The organism is Paenibacillus wynnii (assembly GCF_030812855.1).
Classification (GTDB): Bacteria; Bacillota; Bacilli; order Paenibacillales; family Paenibacillaceae; genus Paenibacillus_AQ; species Paenibacillus_AQ wynnii_A.
In genome coordinates, this window is record NZ_JAUSTK010000030.1 from 24,176 (window position 1) to 47,927 (window position 23,752).

The following is a 23,752-nucleotide window of genomic DNA, read 5'->3' on the forward strand; positions in this document are numbered from 1 at the left end:
CGATTTTAATAATGACAGGGGTGGCGGCGATTAGTGCCGCCGAGATCTGTCCAGTAAGAGAGGTGCGCCTTTTGTTGCAAGGTCTTATAGAAGCTTTTTCCAAAGACCCCGATTTTCAATCCGTCACCCGGGGTGTTGCTGCAGGAATGAAAGAACAGCTGATATCGGGCTTGTCCGGCTCCGCGAGGCAGATTATGCTTGCGGCTCTGCACGAGGAGACTTCCCGACCGCTGCTCATAGTCACACATAATATGTTTTCAGCTCAGAAAATGGCAGAAGATCTACAGGAAGCGCTTTCTCCGGATCGGGTACTGCTCTATCCTGCCAATGAGCTAGTCGCTGCTGAAGCAGCTGTCTCCAGTCCGGAGACACTGGCACAGCGTATTGATGTTCTGACCAAATGCGCACAGGGCTTCCGTGGAATTGTTGTAGTCCCATACTCCGGAGTACGCAGATTGCTACCTTCGCCCGAGATTATGGCTCAGGCTCAGATTATAGTCTCTCAAGACGGAACACTGGTTTTGGAAGATTTCCTAACCTCTATGATTGAGATGGGTTATGAACGGGTAGAACGCGTAGAGAACCGCGGTGAACTAAGTGTGCGTGGTGGAATTATTGACTTTTATCCTATGACCTCTCCCCTGGCCTACCGGGTGGAGCTGTTCGATGATGAGGTTGATTCGATTCGAACCTTTGATCCTGCGGATCAGCGCTCCATTGATAAAGTCCGCAGTGTAAAAATTACACCCTCGAAGGAAATCATCGCAGAGAAGTCCCGTCAAGAGAATGCCGCTTCAGAAGCAGCAGCGATGCTTGAGCGTCAACTGGAGAAAATGACGGACCGCCAGGCAAAGCTTCGTTTGCGTGAAGAACTGGGACGAGAGCTTGAGATGCTGAGGGAAGGTACTTATTTCCCGGAAATCTACAAATATATTTCTTTGCTTTACCCTGAACGCACTCATTTGTACGATTACATGGTAGAAGACACCATACTTGTTCTAGACGAGCCTGCACGGTTGCTTGAAACCTCGAAGCAGCTTGAGCGTGATGAGTCGGAATGGAACCTTCATCTATTGCAAAATGGCAAGATGCTTCCTGAGCTGCCACTGTCTGTTGAGAGTGAAGTAGTTATGTATCGACGTCCATTTCAAAGCCTTTTCATGTCTATCTTTTTAAGACAGGTTCCACATATCCAGCCCCAGAACATTTTGGGCTTTATTAGCCGTGGTATGCAGGACTTCCATGGTCAAATGAATGTACTGAAGTCTGAGATGGAGCGTTGGAACAAGTCGGGCGTACGGGTCATGATGCTTGCAAACGGTGAGGAGCGGATCGAACGGGTTCGGAGAATACTTTATGATTACGGTATTGATGAGCCCACCATTGTTCAGGGAAACCTGGCTTCGGGCTTCGAACTTCCTTCTATTCACCTGGCGGTCATTACCGAAGGTGAAATGTTCTCCCAAAAGCAGCGCAAGGCACGTAAAGTGTCCAAGGGTATAGATAACGCTGAGCGCATCAAGAGCTATACCGAACTGAAAATTGGCGATTATGTCGTTCATCAAAATCATGGTATAGGCAAGTACATGGGTATCGGGACGCTGGAAGTTAGCGGAATTCATCGTGATTATATGCATATTCTGTATGCTGGGGGCGACAAGCTCTCTGTACCTATTGAGCAGATTGATCTTATTCAAAAATATGTAGGCTCAGAAGACAAAGAGCCTAAGGTATATAAGCTGGGCGGGAATGAATGGGCCAGAGTTACGAGCAAAGTACGTTCCTCGGTTCAGGATATTGCAGATGATCTTATTAAGCTGTACGCGGAGCGTCAAAGTGCCATTGGGTATGGTTTCGAGAAGGATACCCAAGAGCAGCATGAGTTCGAAGAGATTTTTCCTTATGAGGAAACTCGTGATCAGTTGCGGGCCATTGAAGAAATTAAAAAGGATATGGAACAAAATCGTCCGATGGATCGTCTTCTTTGTGGTGACGTTGGATACGGGAAGACTGAGGTTGCTATCAGAGCGGCATTTAAGTCGGCTATTGAAGGCAAGCAAGTAGCCGTGCTGGTGCCGACGACTATTTTAGCTCAGCAGCATTATGAGACTTTCCGTGAACGCTTTTCCAATTATCCGCTTAACATTCAGGTACTCAGCCGTTTCCGCAGCCGGAAGGAACAGAATGATACGATTAAAGGCGTCCGGCAGGGAACGGTAGATGTTGTTATTGGAACACACCGTCTGCTATCACAGGATCTGGTATTCAAAGATTTAGGACTGCTTATCGTGGATGAAGAGCAGCGTTTTGGTGTGACGCATAAGGAAAAGCTGAAGAAGCTGAAAACCAATGTTGATGTTCTTACCCTAACGGCGACACCTATTCCGCGTACCCTTCATATGTCGATGCTGGGTGTCCGTGATTTGTCTGTTATTGAGACACCTCCGGAGAATCGTTTCCCTGTACAGACCTATGTTGTAGAGCATAGTCAGACACTTACACGTGAGGCAGTAGAACGTGAGTTGGCTCGCGGCGGTCAGGTATACTATCTGTATAACCGTGTTCAGGGGATTCAGGAAATGGCGGCGCAGATCTCTATGCTGGTCCCGGAAGCAAGAGTAGGGATCGGCCATGGGCAAATGTCGGAATCAGAGCTTGAGAAGACCATTCTTGATTTCCTGGACGGAGAATATGATGTACTCGTCAGTACAAGCATTATTGAGACGGGTGTAGATATTCCGAATGTGAATACGCTTATTGTGCATGATGCCGATAAAATGGGCTTGTCCCAGCTGTATCAGCTTCGCGGTCGCGTCGGTCGGTCTAACAGGATTGCGTATGCCTATTTCACCTATCAGCGAGACAAGGTCTTGACGGAAGTGGCAGAGAAACGTCTCCAGTCCATCAAGGAATTTACGGAACTTGGCTCCGGTTTCAAAATAGCGATGCGTGACCTCTCCATCCGCGGAGCGGGAAATCTGTTGGGTGCTGAGCAGCATGGATTTATTGCTTCTGTCGGATTTGACCTGTATTCACAGATGCTGGCTGAAGAAATACGCAAGCGTAAAGTAACGGTACTGGGTGAGGAAGACACCTCGCTCAAGGAAGGTAATACAATTATTGATCTGGCAATTGATGCCTACCTTCCGTCCGAGTATATTTACGATAGTATTCAGAAGATTGAGATTTATAAAAAAGTAGCGGCAGTAACCTCATTTGATGAGGCTTCAGAGCTTGCGGATGAACTCCTTGATCGGTTTGGTGAACTGCCGGAGGCCGTTGATAACCTCTTGTCTGTCGCTCGGTTGAAGGTATATGGTAAAATGTACGGAATTGATTCCATCGTCAGACGCGGGGAAGAGGTTTCCCTGAATTTTCATGAGGGGCGTACCGGAGCTTTTGATACCGCGAAGCTTGCTAAGGTTGGAAATCGATTTGAAAGACGTGTACAATTTGATAGGGACGCGAAAGCAGCGATCCGGGTAAAATCTAAAGGGCTTGAGGATAAGGAGCTGCTTGGCTTACTGGAACAATTTCTAGAAGAAGTCAAACAGTCTTTAAAATCGAAGGGAGAATTACACAATGTCACTAAATAATCAAAAGTCATGGAAAGTACTGCTGGTGTCACTGGCTGCAGTTGTTTCCTTTTCCATGTTGTCAGCTTGCAGCAATAACAATAATAACACTGCCGATGATAATAGCACGGCTGTAGCTAGCTACAAGGGCGGAACGATTACAGAGAAGGAATTCGCTCTGGATCAACGGATTATGAAGGTTCTTTCACCTGAACAGGCGCAATATTTGGAGATTGATGAATTTAAGGAATCTATTTTACGGCAGGAGATTGCCTTCGAATATCTGGCCGGCAAGGCGTCGGATAAAGCGAAAGAAGAAGCCGAGAAGGAAGCAGATGTGCAGATTGCTAACTTTAAGACGGGTATGGGTGATACCTTCGAGAGCACTTTGAAGGAGCAGGACATTAAGGAAAAAGACATCCGGACTTACATGGTCCGTGTGCTTTCTGTTTATCAAGATATGTTGGGTAAAGTAACCGACGATGAAGTGACGAAGGAATTTGAAGCCACAAAAGGTGATTTCACAGTTGCCACCCTTCGTCATGTTCTGATCGGGTTCACGGATGCTAATGAAAAAGAACGTACGGATGAAGAAACACTGAAACTTATCAAGGAAGTAAAGACTCAATTGGATGGCGGAGCGGATTTTGCCGAAATCGCCAAGAAATACTCCGAGGATCCAGGCTCTAAGGATGCGGGTGGAGAAATTGCGGACAAGCCTCTAGGAACGTATGTAGAGGAGTTTAAAAAAGCTGCTCAAACCCTGCCGCTTAACACCATTAGTGAACCCGTAAAAACTTCGTACGGTTACCACATTATTAAAGTGGAATCACGGACAGAGAAAACCTTTGATCAACTAACAGATGATGAGAAGGAAGGCGTTAAGGGCTCGATTGCTTCCGCCAACCTGCAGACGTTTATGGAGACGGGTCTGGAAGATCTTGATGTCAAAATCAACCTGCCGAAAAGCTCTGCCCCTGCAGCCGATAGCGGAACAGAACCTACCACGGCTCCAAGTGCGGAAGCTCCTGCTGCAACGGAAGCTGCTAAATAAGAATTACCATTTATACACCACCTTAGGGTGGTGTTTTTTTGATGCCTGCGTGCCCAGAGGCGCGCATTATCTAGTTGGTGAAAGTCCAACCAAAGGAGGGGCCAAGCCACCTTTGTAGCTAGGATGCTTGCACATGGCGAAATCTGTGTGTAAAAGCGCATCGACCAAAGTACCGGTCAGAGACCGGGCGAGCAACGATCCAGGCCGCAACATGAAGTGAATCCTGCCGCGTCGTCAAAAAGGCCCTGCGAAGGGGAAAAGAGGGTGCCGAGTCTCGAGACATTAGACGAAGGCCAAGGAAACTGTACAGAACTTGGAACAATAGTGAAGAACCCTCCGGCGTATAGGGAACGGCATGGGTTGAAAGATAATGCAGTGAACTGGGGAGACCCTCCCCCACACGGGATTTTTTTTTTTAGGAACCCGTAAAGAGACGCTCTATAAGTCCAAAAGATGAAATGAATCGTCTGTGGGAAGGGAGTCCGAGGGGCTCATAATACCGAGGAACCTAAGGACAACATAACCTTAGGGAGGGAAGGAGCCCTGCTTTGTTTATGCTTTTGGGAGGAGGTACGAGTGAGTGAATGCCAACCGGCTAACGACACCCAAGGAAAAAGTTCAAGAACTCCAAGAAAAGCTAGGTCATGCGGCCAAGGAGAACAACAAGCGTAAATTCCATGCTCTGTATGACAAAATCTACCGCTGGGATGTGCTATGCGAAGCCTGGAAACGGGTGAAAGCGAACAAGGGAGCTGCGGGAGTAGATGCCGTGACACTCGCTGGAATCGAGGAACAAGGAGTCACGAGATTCCTCAAAAGCTGTGAGCGAGAACTGAAAGAGGGCAATTACCACCCACAGCCTGTACGGCGGCATTATATCCCGAAGAAAGACGGGAAACCAAGACCGCTTGGCATACCCACCGTGCGCGACCGAGTCATGCAAATGGCAGCGAAACTCGTGATAGAACCCATCTTCGAAGCGGATTTCGAAGAAGTATCCTTCGGATTTCGCCCGAAGCGAAGTGCGAAAGGAGCGTTAGATCGAATCCGGAAAGCCTGTAACCGCAAAGGAAATTGGGTAGTCGACGTCGATATCCAAGGTTACTTTGACAACATTAATCAAGATAAACTCATGAAATTGGTACAAATGCGTATCAATGACAGGCGGATCTTGAAGTTAATACGGAAGTGGCTTCAAGCGGGAATCATGGAAGAAGGAAACGTACGGCGCTCTGATTTAGGGACACCGCAAGGTGGGGTCATATCACCACTGTTGGCGAATATCTATCTGAACTACTTTGACCGATTGTGGGAAAAACACGGAAGTGGAGTGGGAGAACTGACAAGGTATGCAGACGATTTTGTGGTGGTCTGCAAAACCAAAAAGGACGCGGAACATGCGTATGAACTTATACGCAGAATCATGGAACGTCTAGAGTTAACCCTACACCCGACCAAAACCCGCATTGTAGGCTTATGGACAGGAGACGAAGGATTCGACTTCTTAGGGATGCACCACCGAAAAACGAAAGCAGAAACGTCTCAAGGGAAGGTGTACTATACCACGCAACAGTGGCTAACGAAGAAGGCAGAGGAACGCATCCGAGGTGTGGTCAAAGAAAGACTAGCACCACCCGGCATGCGTGCAAAATCGTTCGGGGAGCATGTGAAATGGCTCAATCCAAAGATTCAGGGATGGAGAAATTATTACTACACGAACTACAGCCAAAAGAGATTAGCAAAACTGGATTGGTATATTCTGCAGCGATTAACCCGGTGGTACGCGAAGAAGAGACAACGTGGGAGATGGATGAGTTCATTACCTGAGGTTAAGTATATTGCCAATATGTATGGACTAAGAACGCTATTGTAATCTGCATGCCCATGAATGACAAACATCGGAAAGCCGTATGAGGGAAAACCTCACGTACGGTTTGATGAGGAGGGGCTGGGTTGCACCAGCCTTTTACTCTAGAATAAAATAATGGGTGCTCGAATTGCCGTTTTCTTGTTGTTTTTAAGCACAATGTTGGAGTCATATTCTAATCAAGTAATGTTATGTATAAGTAATTGGGAACAGATGAATACTAGGGTCAGATATCACGATAAATCACTGGGATTATCCTTCCCATAGGTGCAGTAGTTGGACCATACTTCTTATGAAAGCGGGGCAACATGTGAAATGAAAGCTACTGGAATTGTACGCCGTATAGATGACCTCGGACGAGTAGTTATCCCCAAAGAAATTAGACGAACCCTTCGAATTCGTGAGGGTGATCCACTGGAAATATTCGTAGACCGTGACGGTGAAGTTATACTGAAGAAGTATTCTCCGATTGGCGAGCTTGGAGATTTTGCCAAGGAATATGCAGAGTCGCTATTTGAAGGTACCGGACATATAACTATGATTTCGGACCGGGACACATTTATTGCTTTAGCAGGCGGATCTAAAAAGGATTATTTGGATAAGCAGGTAGGGATCTTATTGGAAAACTGTATGGACAGCCGCAAAACGGTATTGGAAACGAATAGTGGAAGTTATGAAATTTGTAAGGATCATCCGGATGCTATGTCTTCTTATGTAGCCGCACCGATTATCTCCGGAGGTGACCCCATTGGCTCTGTAGTATTGATGAATAAGGATGAGGCCGTTAAAATGTCTCAAATGGAAATCAAAATGGCTGAAACAGCTGCCGCTTTTCTAGGCAAACAAATGGAGCAGTAATACCTTCTGTACAATACGCCCCGCTTATCTTTGGATTTATGATCCCAGAGGAAGCGGGACTTTTGTTGTCTGAGGCCTTTACGGTATAATATAGAAATTCATCCCATTATAGCCGTAGAAGTAGGTATATTTATGAAACCTTCAACATCAGGCTCCAAACTGCTGCAAGGCGCTTTTATTCTTAGTGCGGCAGCCATTATTTCGAAGCTGATTGGAACACTGCAAAAAATTCCGCTGCAGAACTTGGGCGGTGATGCCGTATTCGGAATATATAACACTGTATATCCGCTTTATATATTACTCGTAACAGTAGCCATGCTTGGCTTGCCGGCGGCTGTTTCCAAGTTTGTAGCAGAAGCTGCAGTGGGTGAACGGCAGGAAACTGCCCGGCGAATTTTAGTACGGTCTGCAGTTATCACCGGACTTAGCGGCTTAGTGATAGGTGTCGCCACCTACACGGGGGCCTCGTTTATTGCAGGCTGGGTCGGTAACTCCCATATTACTGCCGCACTGCGTACTGCCGCATGGGGATTGCTTTTTGTCCCGGTGATGTCTGCACTGCGCGGTTACTTTCAAGGACTGCATAATATGGTGCCGACAGCGGTGTCGCAAATTGTAGAGCAGTCCGTACGTGTTGTTGTCATGATCACTCTGCTGTTGTATTTAAGTTCAGGAAACGCCGGTGCAGAGTCTATTGCTGCGGGTGCCATGCTCGGCTCAGCCGGTGGCGGTGCTGCTGGGCTCGTAATCATGCTGCTCTATTGGCAACGTCATCGAAGTCGTTCTGTATTAAAAAAGGCTCCAGCCGAAAGGCTAGAAGTCATTCATACCCGTCGTCTTTTGTCTTACGGAATCCCCGTAATGCTTGGAGCCCTTGCTGTCCCGCTTATAGGGCTGGTGGATGTATTCACGCTGCCCCGCCTGCTGTCTGCGGGCGCAAACGAAAGTGATGCGATGGTACAGTTTGGCGTATATAACCGCGGCTTACCACTTGTACAGATCGTAACCATGCTGGCTACGACGCTATCTGTGGTTTTTATTCCTGCACTAGCAGAGGCGAATTACAGGGGAGATACTAAGCTGATAGAAGTACGCTGTCAGCAATCGCTTCACTGGTTCTGGCTGCTGGGTCTTGCAGCCTCGGTTGGCTTAGCGGTGCTTGCTGAGCCGATTAACGTGGCCTTGTACGGCAATGCTGCCGGCACCAGTACAATGACCTGGATCGCGTTCACTGCCGCTGGCGGAACGGTCAGTATCATTTCCGCCGCGCTGCTGCAGGGCCTGGGGCATGTGCGTGCGCCGGCGCTGCACCTGCTGGCCGCCGCGCTGCTGAAGGCGGCCCTCAACGTGCTGCTCGTCCCGCAGCTAGGAATTACCGGCGCGGCCATTGCTGGCGTGGCCGCGCATCTCTTCGCAGCAGCCCTGAACGTGCTGCTGCTGCGCCGTAAAGCCCATCTGCGGCTTCGCCCCGCAGATGTCTTGGCCAAGCCCGCGCTGCTGGTCGCGGGCTTAGGCTTCGCCGCCGCCGCTGTCAGCTGGAGCGCTGACGCAGCCTTGGCGGCAGCCGGCTTGGCCGGCGGGCGGGCCGCAAGCCTCGCGCAGAGCCTGCTCGGCGTGAGCGCGGGCTGCGCCGTCTTTGCCGTAGGCGCTATCGCCCTGCGGATGCTCAGCGAGGATGAGCTGCGAGGGCTGCCGGGCATCGGCCCTCCTTTGGCGAAGCTAATGAAGAAGCTTCGCCTCTTCCCGTAAGGGTTGGAACAACTTAGCTTTACATAAGCACCTATTACAAGCCCCGCGACCTTTCATGGATTGAGGCGGGCAGAGGAGTGGAACAGGCATGAGTGCAACATTAACCGTTGTGGGCCTTGGATCGGGTAATCCGGACAGGCTGACACTAGGTATAGTCAAAAAGCTGAAGGAGGCCTCCGTCGTTTATGTCCGTACGAAGGAGCATCCGGTAATGGCAGCTCTTTCGGAGCTTGGAATCGCCTCAGAATCCTTCGATGGATTGTATGAGACGTTGTCCTCTTTTCCGGAGGTATATGAAGCCATTACCTCAAGACTAATCGAGGAGGCTCGTACGGCAGAGGCTGGAACGCAAATCGTGTATGCTGTTCCGGGACACCCGATGGTCGCGGAATCCGCGGTCTCTTTACTCCGGAAGCGTTGTCCTTCAGCGGGAATAACCTTACAGGTTCTTGGTGGGGAGAGCTTCCTGGATGAAGCCTTTGTGCGTTTGGGCTTTGACCCGATTGAAGGCTTTCAACTGCTGGACGCGTCCGGTATTCGTAGATCTCAGCTTCAACCTGAGCTCCACACATTGATTGGTCAAGTTTACGATACCTTTACGGCCTCAGAGACCAAGCTGTGCCTGATGGAGCTGTATCCGGCGGATTACGAGGTGGTTGTCGGACATGCTCTTGGGGTGGAGAACGAAGAGAGTATCCAGACTGTTCCCTTATATGAACTGGATCGTCTGGAGGGTTATGGCAATCTGTCTCTTATTTATATCCCGGCCAACCGTGAGGGGGATATCCGGAAGCGCACCTTCTCCCGTCTGCATGAGATTGTTGGAATTTTGCGCAGTCCGGAAGGTTGTCCGTGGGATCAGGAGCAGACTCATGAGTCTTTGCGCAAGAACCTGATTGAGGAAACCTATGAGGTACTGGAAACAATAGATGAGGATGATCCGGAGCACATGAAGGAGGAGCTGGGCGATCTTCTGCTGCAAATCATGCTTCATTCCCAAATGGAGGAGGAGCTTGGAACCTTTGATGTCTTCGATGTAATTCAGGGGTTGAACGACAAGCTGATCTTCCGCCATCCGCATGTCTTTGGGGATACCAATGCAGGGAACGCTGAAGAAGCACTGCAGAACTGGGAGGGCATGAAGGCAGAGGAGAAGCGCCGTAAAGGTGTGAAGCCTGAGACTCAATCTGCTCTGAGCGGTATTCCGCGTGATCTGCCCGCTCTTATGAAGGCTTATAAACTTCAGAAGAAGGCATCTAAGGTTGGTTTTGACTGGGATAACATTACCGATGTGATTGCCAAGATCCGTGAGGAAATAGATGAACTGCAGGAAGCAATTGATGCAGGCGCACCGGCTGAGGAGCAAATTTCGGAGTTGGGTGATCTATTATTTGCCGCAACAAATGCTGCAAGGTTCATCGGAGCCGATCCGGAAGAAGCCTTAACACGCACTAACCGTAAGTTTGTGGAGCGGTTTGAATATATTGAGCAAAGTCTTAAGGTTAAGGGTCGCAGTCTCGAAGAGAGCAACCTTGAAGAGATGGAGGCCTTGTGGCAGGAAGCTAAGCTTAAGGAACGGGCTTAACACTCACATAAAGAGTGATTTGATCCCTTTCTTGGTGGAGGTCTTGATTTAAAGTTGTATTACAGGTTTATAATGTAATAGTGCCTAACTCACATCGGGACAATCTCTGTCCAGTGATCAAGAAATACGTAAATTCCCGTTTTTCTTGTAGAAAATGACGGGTTGTGGCAGGAATATGCATCGGCATCAAGAATATCATAAAGACGAAATGATGATTAGTGGCAGAACTTGGCTGCAAATCAGCGTTTCATTTATTTTTTGTATCCTGGGAGGAACTTTAAATTATGAACAAGACAGATCTGATCAACAACATTTCCGAGAAAAACGGATTGGCAAAAAAAGATGTAGAAGCCGTATTGAACGGTTTCCTGGGCGAAATTACCGAAGCTTTGGCGGGCGGAGACAAGGTTCAACTGATCGGTTTTGGTACTTTCGAAACACGTAAACGTTCCGGACGTACAGGCCGCAATCCACAAACGGGCACAACCATTGAAATTCCGGAATCTACAGTACCGGCCTTCAAGGCTGGGAACAAGCTTAAAGAAGCAGTTAACTAATGCGTCTTGATAAATTTTTGAAAGTTTCCCGTTTGATTAAACGCCGTACGGTGGCCAAGGATGTGTCCGAACAAGGCCGGGTGTTGATTAATGGACGGGAATCCAAGCCGAGCAGTGCGGTAAAGATCGGTGACGAGATTACCGTTCAATTCGGTCAGAAGCTGGTAACGGTCAAAGTGGAAAAACTGGTTGAAACCACCCGCAAGGATGAAGCAGCCGGCATGTACACACTATTACGGGAAGAGCCGATCGCCAAAAGCACCGGCCTGGACTGGTAAGAGTTGACTGCCAGAGACTAAGAGAAGCGTACCTTTACGTCATGTAGAGGTGCGCTTTTTTTATTTCACTATATCAAATAATTATTCTACTCCTGTGTTCTAATGGAACTCCTTCTTGCATAGATTAGGACTAGGGAGGAGGGGTACATGCTATGATCGAACCGACTAAAGTCAACAAGCAGCATGATCTTCATATGCACAGCCGCAAGCAGTTGGAACTCACCGGGATTCAAAATGTAGAGAGCTTTGATAGTGAGGAGTTTTTGTTGCAGACCGAACTTGGCCATCTTACGATCCGCGGAACCCATTTACATATCAAAAACTTAAGTCTGGAGAACGGAATTCTGTCTCTGGAGGGTAACGTTCACTCGTTGGTTTATCTCGATCCCGGTACACAGGGTAAAAATAAAGGCTTCCTTGGAAAGCTGTTCAAATGAACCCGGTTGTTCAGTGGGTAACGCTGCTGTATATGCTGCTAGCAGGCGGTGTCATGGGACTGGCTTATGACAGTTACCGGGTGTTGTCAGTGAAGCTGCATTTTTCCAAAGGGCTAAATGCCGTACTCGATCTGCTTTATTGGATGGCAGCTGCACTTTTTGTATTCCGAATGCTGTATGCCGGCAACCAGGGTCAATTGCGGTTCTATGCCTTCCTGGGTTTGTTTCTAGGAGTATGGATCTATTTTTTGATCTTCAGTGTTACGGTACGGCGTTTTGTGGTAATGTTAATTCAATCGGTTCAATATGTATGTAGGTTGTTATGGCGGTTAATTGTAATCGTTATCGGACTACCGCTGCTATGGCTATGGAATCTTTTTTTAGGAATTCTTCGACTGCTGGGCCGGGTGCTTCTGGCTGTATTCAAAATACTGCGGTGGCTGACTAAGCCATTATGGGTTATGCCTGCAAGATGGATTTCTGCATGGGTGATCTGGCTGAAAGCAAGATCTTGGGTTGTGAAAGGCTCTCAATGGTTAACCAAAATATGGAGACGCCGATCTTGAAGTGGAGGGGCTAAGATGAGCAGATTCTCTGCCGAAGAGAAAAGTAATTACACTAAGTCTTCAGCCGCTGGAACCAAGAGGCGGAAGTTCATATGGATTCTTTTTGTAGCTGTGTTCTTGGGCTGGGCAGGATTTACTTTCTTTGCTCAGAGTATGCTTATTGCGGACAAAAAGGACGAGCTGGCAAAAAAGCAGGAGACTAATGAGAATGTTTCCAAATCCTTGCTGCAGCTGAAATACGAAGTATCGAGGTTGAATGATAACGAGTATATAGGCCAGTTAGCGCGTAAATGGTATAATATCTATCCTAAAGGCGAAACACCAATTCGAACGGAACAAACAGAGTAAATAAGGGGCTAAAAGAGGTACCAGTCTGTTGCCTTGCTTTGCTCTTTACTGTATAATCAAATCACCGCAGACTGTATGACCATAATATTCGTCTGTATATTTTTAAGGGAGGATCATTTTATTCTATGGCAATTGAAGTGGGCACCAAGTTAGAAGGCAAAGTGACAGGCATCACGCATTTCGGAGCATTTGTGGATCTGTCAGGAGGTGTCACAGGACTCGTTCACATCTCGGAAATCGCCGATAATTACGTTAAGGATGTTAATGATCATCTGAAGATTAGTGATGTCGTAACAGTCAAGGTGATCAACGTTGACAAGGACGGTAAGATCGGACTTTCCATTAAGCAGGCTGTTGATAAGCCCGCATCAGAAGTTCGTCCCCCTAGAGCTCCAAGACCAGATCGTCCAAGCGGTGGAGACCGTTTTGGTGGCGGCGGTGGCGGTGGTCGTGAAGGTGGCGGCGGCAGCAGCGGTGGCGGCGGTGGATTTAATCGTGAACGGGGAGGGCGTCCATTTAAGCCTGCAGCCGGTAAACCTTCATTCGAGGATAAAATGTCACGCTTCCTGAAAGACAGTGAAGAACGGATATCTTCGATCAAGAAGAACACGGAAGGTAAGCGTGGAGGCCGTGGCGCCAAACGCGTATAAAACTTAATCTAGCACATCATAAATAACCGCTGGGGCTTTTGGCCTCATGCGGTTTTTTTGTCTATTCATATTTTTTGTCTATTCATATTTTTTTGCCGACAGCATCCTGTGTATTCTCACATAACATTGGAGCAATCGCTGACGAATGGGTACGTTGTGTGCAGTCATTCATGAACGGTTCATTGCTCTCGAAGTCCTTCAACTAACTGCCCCGCAAGGGATCAGTTGCCTTTCCCGAGACTTGTCGGCGCAGGCTTTTTTGTCGGAAATTTATTCCTGATTCCCCTCCTGTTTTGACAAACTTTAGCAAACCGACCGCTATATAATGGGAAACATAAATTCCAAACGGGTGGTGCTTAAGGGAATGAATAAAAGCAATGTGGTTAATTTGCCGGAGTGGACAAGAGTAGCGAGCAGGGATGAAGAAGTGAAAAAAACCTTTGGGGAGCGTATTAAAGGCTGGAGCCAAAGACAGCACATGCTTCAGATTATCGCCTCAAAGAAATGGATGCTGCTGCTTACTGTTATGGGTTTCTTGCTTGGCCGAGCGATGATATTGGACGAGCTGTCGCCGTTCGCTGCAGCCTATTTTGCCGTCATTGTCTTTATGCGCAGAGACTCAGTATTGCCGGTGGCCGTTGCCATTATTGCAGGAAGCCTTTTTACTCCGTTCCCTGGAGGGTTGGTTATTGCAGCTGAACTTATCATTTTTATTCTGCTCTATAAAGGGCTGGAGAGCTTCCAACGGATAGATCTCTCTTACGCACCGATGATGGTATTTGTGGCTTCGTTTATGGTAGGTCTGTTCCAGACGGTAATCGGCCCTTCTCTATCGTGGTATCCTCTCCTGATGATGACGCTGGATTCTTTGCTTGGCTTTGTCCTTACTCTTGTATTTTTACAGGCGCTTCCGCTGCTTACGTATCGGCAGAAGAGCCGGGTGCTGCGAAATGAGGAGATTCTTTGCTTAATTATTCTACTTGCATCTGTTATGACCGGACTTGTGGGCTGGACGGTGAACGGCCTTTCACTGGAACATATATTATCCCGCTATCTGATCCTGCTGTTTGCCATGGCTGGTGGTGCTCCGCTGGGAGCCTCTGTTGGTGTGGTAACCGGACTCATCCTAAGTTTGGCTGATATAGGCGCGATTTATCAAATGAGTCTCCTGGCCTTCTCAGGGATGCTGGCGGGTATGATGCAAGGGGGGCGGAAAGGTGCGGTATCTATAGGGATGCTGCTGGGGTCAACCATTCTATCCGTGTATTTCACCGGACCTAGCGATATGATGGCCTCAACGTGGGAGACCTGCGTCGCAGTAGTGCTGTTTTTGCTGACTCCACGGGTTCTCATTTCTACCATTGCTAAATATGTCCCCGGTACGGTTGACCATAGCCGCTCCCAGCATGAATATGCAAGGCGGGTTAGGGATCTGACCGCGGAGCGTGTTACACAGTTTTCTCAGGTGTTCAAGCAGTTGTCGAGCAGCTTCGGCCAGATCCCTCGTGCCGGAGAGGCGGGTAAATCGGACCGGGAGATGGAGCATTTCATGAATGCGGTCACCGAAGAAGCTTGCACGGGCTGTATTCGGCGCTCTCATTGCTGGGATTCAAAGTTCTATCAGACCTATAGATATATGACGGATATGATGACCACTGTAGAGGAGTGCCCGGATATAACGGCAACCAATCTTCCGCCGGAGTGGAGCCGGATTTGCGGCAAGACGGGGGAGGTGCTTGATGTGATGAAGAGTCAATATGGTCTATATCAACATGATATGCGATGGAAAAGACAAATATACGACAGCCGCCAATTTGTGGCAGAACAACTGTCCGGAGTATCACAGGTCATGGAGGATCTGGCCCGGGAGATCAAGCGCGAAGGTCAGGCCATGTATCGTCAGGAAGGCCAAATTCGCGAAGCTTTGGAGAAGCTGGGACTTTCCATCCATAGCATAGACATTATAAGTCTGGACCCCGGGCATGTGGAAATTGAAGTGATGCATGCTTATACAAGGGGCTTTGATGAATGCCGAAAAATGATTGCCCCGCTCCTGTCTGATATTTTGGAGGAGAATATTGCCGTAACGAGTGAAGTCTCCGTCCATCCCCGCGAAGGGCTGTCCATGGTCATCTTCGGGTCTGCTAAGGCTTACGAAGTTAGTACAGGAGTGGCGAGTGCAGCCAAAGGGGGGGACATGCTGTCAGGAGACAGCTTCAGCACAGTGGAGCTTGGTAATGGTACATTCGCTGTCTCTATTAGCGACGGGATGGGCAACGGGGAAAGAGCACGCATGGAGAGCAGTGCAGCACTCGGGATGCTGGAAAAGCTGCTGCAGTCGGGTATGGATGAGAAGCTGGCAGTGAAATCAGTGAATTCGATTCTGCTGCTTCGCTCACCGGAGGAATTTTATGCAACCGTAGACATGGCGCTGATCGATCAGTATTCCGCCCAGACTACATTCATGAAGATTGCTTCGGCTCCAAGCTTTATCAGACGTGGCAGTGAAGTCATCCCTGTATCGGCGAGCAATCTGCCTATCGGCATCATTCAGGACATAGAGGTTGATCTAGTGAGTATGCAGCTGCGTCCGGGTGATATTTTGATCATGATGACCGATGGTATATATGATGCGCCCGGTTATGCCGTTAATAAAGAAATATGGATGAAAAGATTAATCCAGGAGCTTGAAGGAAACGATCCTCAGGAAATGGCGGACAGCCTGCTTGAAAAAGTTATTCGATATCAGGGTAACGATATTCATGATGATATGACCATAGTTGTTAGCCGGTTGGATCACTTCCGTCCGGAATGGTCTAACCTGCATGTGCCGGGTCTTTCACGGATGGAGCGCCCCCGCACAGTCAGTTGAATAGAGTAACGAAGAGAAATACTGGAACTTTAGAAGCGCAAGCGTTCGCCTTTGTTCTGGGGACAACAGCGATCGAAAGTCCAGTATTTATCGCAGTGGCGGTTATTCACGGTTCTATAAATCTTTTATACTCCCGCCAAGCGGCGTTTGAAATCTCTCATTTCTGGAAATGATAGAGACTAAGATTTCAAAACGAGCCCAGGGGAGTGGATAACGGATGAAACAAATCTTGCTTATTACTGACGGATGTTCCAATGTCGGCGAGAGTCCGGTGATGGCGGCTGCACATGCCTTGCAGGAGGGAATCACAGTCAATGTAGTTGGCGTGGTTGATTACGGTACCATCGGCGAGCTCGGAAGCCGGGAAATCGCAGATATCGCTAAGGCTGGGGGCGGACTTAGTCGTATTGTTGGCACACCGCAGCTAGCTCAAACCATGCAGATGATGACACGCAAGACGGTGGTTCAGACGATCCAGCAAGCGGTTAATAAAGAGGTGAAAAAAATACTGGGTGAAGGAACCCTGGGGGATTTACACCCGATCCAGCGTTCCAAGGTGGTTACTGTAGTAGATGAGCTTACAGAAACTTCAGACCTGCGGATTGCACTGCTTATTGACGCGAGTGCAAGCATGAAGCCAAAGCTGGGTGCTGTAGAAGACGCTATTCGCGATCTGGCGCTGAGTCTTGAAGCACGGGAAGGAACCAGTGAGATTGCTGTGTTCCATTTCCCTGGACGCAGCAGCGAAGAGGACGCTGTGCTTGATGCCGATTGGACTTCTGATCTATCCGGTATCCGCTCGCTGTTCTCCCGTTTACGGATGAGGGGGGCAACACCGACAGGACCGGCTATTTTCAAGGTGCTTGAACACTATCGTTATGATACACTGAATGAACATCAAGGCCGCTATCTGGTGGAAGGCCAGGGCGAAAGAGAAGGGATGCTTGGTGGGTATGTCGTCTAATCCGCCTTATCCAACCGGTACCGTTATTCAAGGCAAGTGGCGGGGAAACCGTTATCTTGTAGAACGGGTGCTGGGTAAAGGTGCGAACGGAACCGTATATCTTGTACAGCGAGAAGGAAGACGGGAACGCTATGCGCTAAAAATTGGATACGATACGCTTGATTTGCAATCGGAGATCAATGCGCTGACCTCGTTGCAATCATGCAGAAAGCGGAATGAATATCATGCCCGGCGGGAGACACCGTTATCTTCCTATTTACTGGAAGCAGATGATTTCAGTGATGGCAACAATGTCCCGTTTTATGTAATGCGCTATATAGAAGGCAGGCCTCTTCATCATTTTTTGTCCAAGCACGGCCCTTCATGGATAGGACTTGTGGGACTTAAATTATTGGATAAGCTGCGTGGGCTGCATGAGTGTGGCTTTGTATTTGGAGACTTGAAGCCGGAGAATGTCATGGTATCCGATTATGGAGAAGCGGAGCTTATTGACTTCGGAGGGGTAAGTCCCATCGGCAAAAGCGTGAAGCAGTTTACAGAGTGGCATGACCGTGGCTTCTGGAACGCAGGAAGCCGTACAGCGGATGAAGCTTATGATTTGTTCTCCTTTGCTGTGCTGTGCTTGCGTCTGCTGGATGAGGGCGGGTTAAAGACCGCTGCCTCTCAGTTGCCGCAGACCAGAAGTGTGGAGGAGTTGCTTAAGCTGACCAGACATCTTCCAAACCGAAAGCTGGCCTCCTGGCTAAACCTTGCATTGCAAGGTGGATTTTCAGATTCGAAGCAAGCATGTGCGATGTGGAAGGAACACGTTTATAATTCCCGGGCTGTTAAGCCGACTGGCATGAAGACTCCGCGGTGGCTTAAGAACAGCTTTGCATTTTCACTCTTTGTACTGGTCTTTACAATTTATTGGGTGATTCGTTTCTGAACTCATACATACAGCCGGTATGCTGATCTATTATAAAAAGTATAAGAATAATTCATAGAGTTAAACAAACTCACATTCTTATATTTCAGGAAAGGGAGCCGGATATGGAACAAATGAATGGATTAGTGGATGCAGTAATTGACGCTGCAGCAGAGCATGGGCTGTGGGCGCCGCACGATACCATTGTAGTCGCAGTTTCCGGAGGCCCGGATTCTGTGGCTCTTTTGCGTGTATTGCACGAAATATCCTTGAATAGGACACCCTTAACTTTAGTATGTGCCCATGTGAATCATGGATTTAGAGCAGAATCCCGTCAGGAGGCGGAATTTGTCCGCAAACTGGCTATGGAGCTGGGCATAGCTTTTGAGATGGCCGAATTCGATATCCCCGATTACATTAAGAAGAGCGGATTAGGCGCTCAGGAGGCGGCACGCAAGAAGCGTTATGAATTCCTTATAGACACCGCTAAGCAATACGGAGCGGTATCTGTGGCTTTGGCACATCATGCTGATGATCAGGCAGAGACGGTGTTAATGCGTTTGTTACGCGGAAGCGGTCTGTCAGGGCTGGCCGGTATGAGGTGGAAAAGAACTGAAAAAAAGGTGGAACTCATCCGCCCTTTTCTTCGTATTAACAAAACAGCTCTTATAGAGCTATGTCAGAGCCATGGTTTCCCCTATGCCGAGGACGCCAGTAATAGGCAGGTGAAATATAAACGAAATGCCGTCAGGCTTGAGGTGCTCCCTTTTCTGGAAAGGTACAACGGAAAGCTGAACCAGTCACTTACGCAACTGGCAGAGATTGTCGGAGCCGAAGATGAATTTATGGAAGCGGCCACTGCAAAATGCTTTCAAGAACTGGTCAGGAGCAGCAAAGGTGAATATGCCTTTGACAGGGCATCTTTTGCCCCCGTGGCCTCCGCTTTACAACGGCGTTTGATTAAACTAATATTAAATTATCTGTCGGCGGACCATCCAGTGTTTGATTTTAATAAAATCGAAGCTGTACGCCGGGGAGCGCTGCAGGACCATCCCACTTCATGGAGTCTTGACTTAGGTGGAGGCCTGACCTGTATGCGGCAATACGACACCATTTTGTTCTCGTCCAAGCCTCCGCAGCAGCAGGCAAGCTATACATATCGGCTTTCTTTACCCGAATCTCAGCTTAATTTAAGTGAAATTGGGAAAGTGTTGACGATGACTGTGCTGGAGAGAGAAAGCTTTTTGGTTCAAGGGGAAGGTTCAGGAAAGATGTCGGCATGGTTCGACGCTCGTGAACTGGTTTTTCCGCTGACGATCCGTTCCAGACTGCCCGGAGATATCATAAAAGTCATGGGATTAAAGGGAAGCAAAAAGGTAAAAGATATTTACATTGATGATAAAATACCTTCTTCCGAACGCTCTCTTATTCCCTTGGTTTGTGATGGTGTGGGCAATATCGTCTGGATTCCGGGCATAAGACGCTCGATCCATGCCGCAGTAGGGCGGCAAACGCAGGACGTGCTTCTCCTGACTCTTGAAGAGGCAACTGGAGAAGGATCGTAATGGTTGAAGTAAATCTTTCATAGTATAACTTAGGAGGTTCGCAAGTTGCAGAACGATATTCAAGAGATCTTGATCAGCGAAGAGGAAATTCAACAAAAGATTAAAGAGCTCGGTGTAGTGCTGAGTGCAGAATATGAGGGACGTACCCCTTTGGTTATTTGTGTATTAAAGGGAGCATTCATTTTTATGGCCGATTTGGTTAAGGTTATTACGGTACCCGTTGAAATGGATTTTATGGCCGTATCCAGTTATGGAGCATCAACCAAATCCTCCGGTGTAGTTAAGATCATCAAGGATCTGGATGTGCCGGTTGAAGGACGCGACGTGCTGATTGTTGAAGATATTATCGACAGTGGCCTTACACTCAGCTATTTGATTGAACTGCTTCGCAACCGCAATGCGGCTTCGATTTCAGTAGTGACTCTGTTTGATAAACCAGCTGGACGTACGGTGGATCTTGAAGCGGATTACACTGGTTTTGTTCTTCCTGACGAGTTCGTAGTGGGCTATGGTCTTGATTATGCCGAGTTATATCGGAATCTCCCCTACATCGGAGTACTAAAGCCTGAGGTTTATTCCAAGTGACCTATAGACAGCCTTGATCATATGGATCTAATAACGGGGCGTCCACTATTTGAGGTGTCCCAACAGGCTATGGTACAATAACTTAAGCGTGTGAGAGGAGGTAGGGGATGAATCGGTTCATCCGGAATTCTGGTTTTTATTTGATTTTATTTTTAGTCGTGGTGGGCATAGTCCAATTTGTAAGTAATGGGAACGAAGCCGCCGATTTCCCTAGATACGACGAGCTTAGGCAGGAAATTAAGAGTGACAATGTGGAGAAATTGACGGTCCAGTTCGAGCAAAATGCCTTTTTAGTTACTGGTGAATACAGAAAGGCGCCTGCTGACTCTAAATCGAAAAGCTTCTCCACATATATTCCTCCTACAGATGCCGCTATCAATGAGTTGGTTACAACCAGTGAAGAACACAATGTGCAATACACCCAGAAGAAAATGGAGGGTGACAGCATTTGGCTGACATTCCTTTCTTCGATTATCCCGCTCGTAATTATGTTCATCCTGTTCTTCTTCCTGTTCAATCAGACACAGGGTGGCGGCGGTAAGGTAATGAATTTCGGCAAAAGCAAAGCCCGGTTATATAATGAAGAGAAGAAGAAAATCAGCTTTGAGGATGTTGCAGGGGCTGACGAAGAGAAGCAAGAGCTTGTGGAGGTCGTGGAATTCCTTAAGGATCCGCGTAAATTCGCTGCTGTTGGTGCCCGTATACCTAAGGGTGTGCTGCTTGTGGGCCCTCCCGGAACCGGTAAAACATTGCTGGCTCGTGCGGTAGCTGGTGAAGCCGGCGTTCCTTTCTTCAGTATCTCAGGTTCTGACTTTGTGGAAATGTTCGTTGGTGTCGGGGCTTCCCGTGTTCGCGACTTGTTCGAGAATGCCAAGAAGAACGCACCTTGTATCATTTTCATCGATGAAATTGATGCAGTAGGCCGTCAACGCGGCGCCGGACTCGGCGGCGGACATGACGAACGCGAGCAGACACTCAACCAATTGCTCGTTGAGATGGATGGTTTCGGTGGTAACGAGGGTATTATTATCGTCGCTGCAACTAACCGTGCTGATATTCTCGATCCTGCCTTACTGCGTCCAGGACGTTTCGACCGTCAAATTACGGTTGACCGCCCTGATGTGAAGGGCCGTGAAGCTGTACTTAAAGTGCACTCCCGCAATAAACCGCTTACGAACGATGTAAGACTTGATGTTGTTGCTAAGCGCACGACCGGATTTACAGGTGCGGATCTGGAGAACCTTCTTAACGAAGCAGCCCTGCTTGCAGCACGTCGTAATCGTAAGGATATCTCCATGAAAGAAGTCGACGAAGCCATTGACCGTGTAATCGTGGGTACTGAGAAACGCAGCCGTGTAATTAGTGATCGCGAGAAACGCATCGTAGCTTATCACGAAGCGGGCCATACCATCGTAGGATATTTCCTGGAGCATGCCGATATCGTACACAAGGTAACTATCATTCCGCGCGGACGCGCTGGTGGATATGTAATCATGTTGCCGAAGGAAGATCGCATGATTGTTACGAAGCAGGAACTGCTTGATAAAGTAACTGGTCTCCTGGGTGGCCGGGTAGCCGAAGAATTATTCATCGGTGAAATTGGCACAGGTGCATATAGTGACTTCCAGCAAGCAACCCGTATCGTACGGGCGATGATTATGGAGTATGGTATGAGTGAGAAGCTTGGTCCTATGCAGTTCGGCACATCCCAAGGTCAAGTATTCCTTGGTCGTGATATCGGGCATGAACAGAACTATAGTGATTCCATTGCTTATGAAATTGATCAAGAAATGCAGAACTTCATTCGTCAAAGCTACGAGCGTTGTAAAGATCTCCTGATCAAGCATTCCAAAGAAATGCACCTGATTGCGAACACCCTGTTGGAGAAGGAAACTCTTGAACTGGATCAGATTAAAGAGCTGATTGAGCAAGGATATCTGACTGAAGACGGTATGCCGGAAGATGGCGAAGGGGTTGCGATTGAGGTTGGAGAAGCGACCATCGACACCATCGGCGATGTACGGGTTCGTATTCAAGGCAAGACTGGTGAGAACACCCCTCCAGTCGGAGATTTGACCAAAGATATTCTTGGCAAATCAGAGACGGATGGCGATAGCGATCCAGAAGACGGCAATAAAGGCGGCGGCGGAAGCCTGGTCTAAAGTGCCTCATCCCTTATGTGCAGAAACAAAAAACCGGAGAACATAACTGTTCTCCGGTTTTTTAGTCTCTATAAATTGGTAAAATTCTGAGTTTAACGCCACATCCCTTTACATTGACAGGGCGAAGATGGTTGTGTACATTAATGATTAATATATTAGTTATATTTTAAATGATGCGCTGGCTCAATGCAGCGAAAATATAAGGGGGAAAATGAACCGTGGAAGCTCTGGCACTGGAGCGCAAGCAGGAACAGAATCGGGAACTGCGTGTACGTCTGGAACAGCTTAAGAAGGAACGCAATGCTATTATTTTGGCTCATTATTATCAACGGGATGAAATTCAAGAAGTTGCCGACTTTAGGGGTGACTCCTTTTTGTTAGCCCAAAAAGCCGCAGAGACCGATGCAGAAGTCATTGTGTTCTGTGGTGTACATTTCATGGGCGAGAGCGCTAAAATTCTGGCACCTAATAAAACAGTGCTCATTCCTGATGAGCGTGCTGGCTGCCCTATGGCTGATATGGTCAATGTAGATGGCCTGCGTAAACTGAAAGCTCAGCATCCCAATGCTAAAGTGGTTACCTATATCAACTCATCGGCTGAAATTAAAGCGGAGACTGATATTTGTTGTACCTCTGCGAATGCTGTGAAAGTCATCGAGTCCCTGGATGCTGAAGAAATTATATGGGTACCGGATAAAAATTTGGGTCAATACGTCCAAGATCAAACCGGCAAAAAGCTGATCATTTGGGAAGGCTACTGCAATACCCATGATATGCTTACCGTCAAGGATGTAAATGAGATGAGAGCAAAGTATCCTGAAGCAGAATTTGTGGTTCACCCCGAATGTCGCCCTGAGGTTGTTGCTATGGGGGACTATGTAGGCAGCACTACATCCATTCTTGAATATTGCCGTAAATCGGACCGCAAGCAGTTTATCGTCGGAACAGAAGATGGTACCGGATACCAACTGCGTAAAGATAGCCCGGATAAAGAGTTCCACTTTGCCACAAAGTTTCTTGTATGCCCTAATATGAAAGTTAATAATCTAAAAAAACTGGTTAAATGCCTGGAGACGATGAAACCGCAAATTTACGTTCCGCCTGCTGTCGCCGACAAAGCCAGAACTTCCCTAGAGCGCATGCTACAAGTACGGTAGCATGCGCTACTCTTTC

19 protein-coding genes are annotated in these 23,752 nt (G+C 48.0%); all 19 read left to right on the top strand.

The window, feature by feature from the left end; translation table 11 throughout:
• The first annotated feature begins 71 nt into the window (after window positions 1-71).
• The 19 genes from mfd to nadA all read left to right on the top strand — a co-directional run bounded on the left by mfd (window position 72) and on the right by nadA (window position 23,736).
• Window positions 72-3,596: a transcription-repair coupling factor gene (mfd, locus tag J2T20_RS21505; protein ID WP_307591369.1), complete on the top strand. Its 3,525-nt coding sequence runs from the start codon at window positions 72-74 to the stop codon at window positions 3,594-3,596.
• Window positions 3,583-4,629: a peptidylprolyl isomerase gene (locus J2T20_RS21510; protein ID WP_307591370.1), complete on the top strand. Its 1,047-nt coding sequence runs from the start codon at window positions 3,583-3,585 to the stop codon at window positions 4,627-4,629. Before mfd ends, J2T20_RS21510 begins: the two co-directional genes overlap by 14 nt.
• A gap of 580 nt (window positions 4,630-5,209) precedes the next feature.
• On the top strand, window positions 5,210-6,502 hold the full coding sequence (gene ltrA, locus J2T20_RS21515; protein ID WP_307591371.1) for a group II intron reverse transcriptase/maturase: 1,293 nt from the start codon (window positions 5,210-5,212) through the stop codon (window positions 6,500-6,502).
• A 309-nt stretch (window positions 6,503-6,811) separates the two neighbouring features.
• The gene (spoVT, locus tag J2T20_RS21520) at window positions 6,812-7,354 is read left to right on the top strand and encodes a stage V sporulation protein T (RefSeq protein ID WP_307591373.1); all 543 of its coding nucleotides are present in this window, start codon (window positions 6,812-6,814) and stop codon (window positions 7,352-7,354) included.
• 132 nt (window positions 7,355-7,486) lie between these two features.
• On the top strand, window positions 7,487-9,103 hold the full coding sequence (locus tag J2T20_RS21525; RefSeq protein ID WP_307591375.1) for a putative polysaccharide biosynthesis protein: 1,617 nt from the start codon (window positions 7,487-7,489) through the stop codon (window positions 9,101-9,103).
• An 88-nt stretch (window positions 9,104-9,191) separates the two neighbouring features.
• Complete coding sequence (gene mazG, locus J2T20_RS21530) at window positions 9,192-10,688, top strand: nucleoside triphosphate pyrophosphohydrolase (protein ID WP_307591377.1); 1,497 nt, start codon at window positions 9,192-9,194, stop codon at window positions 10,686-10,688.
• Between the two features lie 284 nt (window positions 10,689-10,972).
• Entirely contained in the window at window positions 10,973-11,245 is a 273-nt protein-coding gene (locus J2T20_RS21535; protein ID WP_307591379.1) for an HU family DNA-binding protein, read from the top strand.
• Window positions 11,245-11,523, top strand: coding sequence for an RNA-binding S4 domain-containing protein (locus tag J2T20_RS21540; RefSeq protein ID WP_036651580.1), 279 nt, complete (start codon window positions 11,245-11,247; stop codon window positions 11,521-11,523). The genes J2T20_RS21535 and J2T20_RS21540 overlap by 1 nt, the downstream gene beginning before the upstream one ends.
• 152 nt (window positions 11,524-11,675) lie before the next feature.
• Window positions 11,676-11,960 (top strand): sporulation protein YabP, encoded by a 285-nt coding sequence (gene yabP / locus J2T20_RS21545; protein WP_307591381.1) that lies wholly within the window; start codon window positions 11,676-11,678, stop codon window positions 11,958-11,960.
• Window positions 11,957-12,526, top strand: coding sequence for a spore cortex biosynthesis protein YabQ (yabQ, locus tag J2T20_RS21550; RefSeq protein ID WP_307591383.1), 570 nt, complete (start codon window positions 11,957-11,959; stop codon window positions 12,524-12,526). The genes yabP and yabQ overlap by 4 nt, the downstream gene beginning before the upstream one ends.
• 15 nt (window positions 12,527-12,541) lie before the next feature.
• Window positions 12,542-12,874, top strand: a complete 333-nt coding sequence (locus J2T20_RS21555; RefSeq protein WP_307591385.1) for an FtsB family cell division protein — start codon at window positions 12,542-12,544, stop codon at window positions 12,872-12,874.
• A 125-nt stretch (window positions 12,875-12,999) separates the two neighbouring features.
• The gene (locus J2T20_RS21560) at window positions 13,000-13,524 is read left to right on the top strand and encodes a S1 domain-containing RNA-binding protein (RefSeq protein WP_307591387.1); all 525 of its coding nucleotides are present in this window, start codon (window positions 13,000-13,002) and stop codon (window positions 13,522-13,524) included.
• A gap of 364 nt (window positions 13,525-13,888) precedes the next feature.
• Window positions 13,889-16,396, top strand: a complete 2,508-nt coding sequence (spoIIE, locus tag J2T20_RS21565) for a stage II sporulation protein E (protein WP_307591389.1) — start codon at window positions 13,889-13,891, stop codon at window positions 16,394-16,396.
• 217 nt (window positions 16,397-16,613) lie between these two features.
• Complete coding sequence (locus tag J2T20_RS21570) at window positions 16,614-17,360, top strand: VWA domain-containing protein (RefSeq protein WP_307591391.1); 747 nt, start codon at window positions 16,614-16,616, stop codon at window positions 17,358-17,360.
• Window positions 17,350-18,288, top strand: a complete 939-nt coding sequence (locus tag J2T20_RS21575) for a serine/threonine protein kinase (RefSeq protein ID WP_373457839.1) — start codon at window positions 17,350-17,352, stop codon at window positions 18,286-18,288. The genes J2T20_RS21570 and J2T20_RS21575 overlap by 11 nt, the downstream gene beginning before the upstream one ends.
• 104 nt (window positions 18,289-18,392) lie before the next feature.
• The gene (tilS, locus tag J2T20_RS21580) at window positions 18,393-19,832 is read left to right on the top strand and encodes a tRNA lysidine(34) synthetase TilS (RefSeq protein ID WP_307591395.1); all 1,440 of its coding nucleotides are present in this window, start codon (window positions 18,393-18,395) and stop codon (window positions 19,830-19,832) included.
• A gap of 45 nt (window positions 19,833-19,877) precedes the next feature.
• Complete coding sequence (gene hpt, locus J2T20_RS21585; RefSeq protein ID WP_307591397.1) at window positions 19,878-20,417, top strand: hypoxanthine phosphoribosyltransferase; 540 nt, start codon at window positions 19,878-19,880, stop codon at window positions 20,415-20,417.
• A 107-nt stretch (window positions 20,418-20,524) separates the two neighbouring features.
• A complete protein-coding gene (gene ftsH / locus J2T20_RS21590; RefSeq protein WP_307591399.1) occupies window positions 20,525-22,579 on the top strand; it encodes an ATP-dependent zinc metalloprotease FtsH in 2,055 nt (684 codons plus the stop codon).
• Window positions 22,580-22,797: 218 nt separating this feature from the next.
• A complete protein-coding gene (gene nadA / locus J2T20_RS21595; RefSeq protein WP_307591401.1) occupies window positions 22,798-23,736 on the top strand; it encodes a quinolinate synthase NadA in 939 nt (312 codons plus the stop codon).
• The last annotated feature ends 16 nt before the right edge of the window (window positions 23,737-23,752 follow it).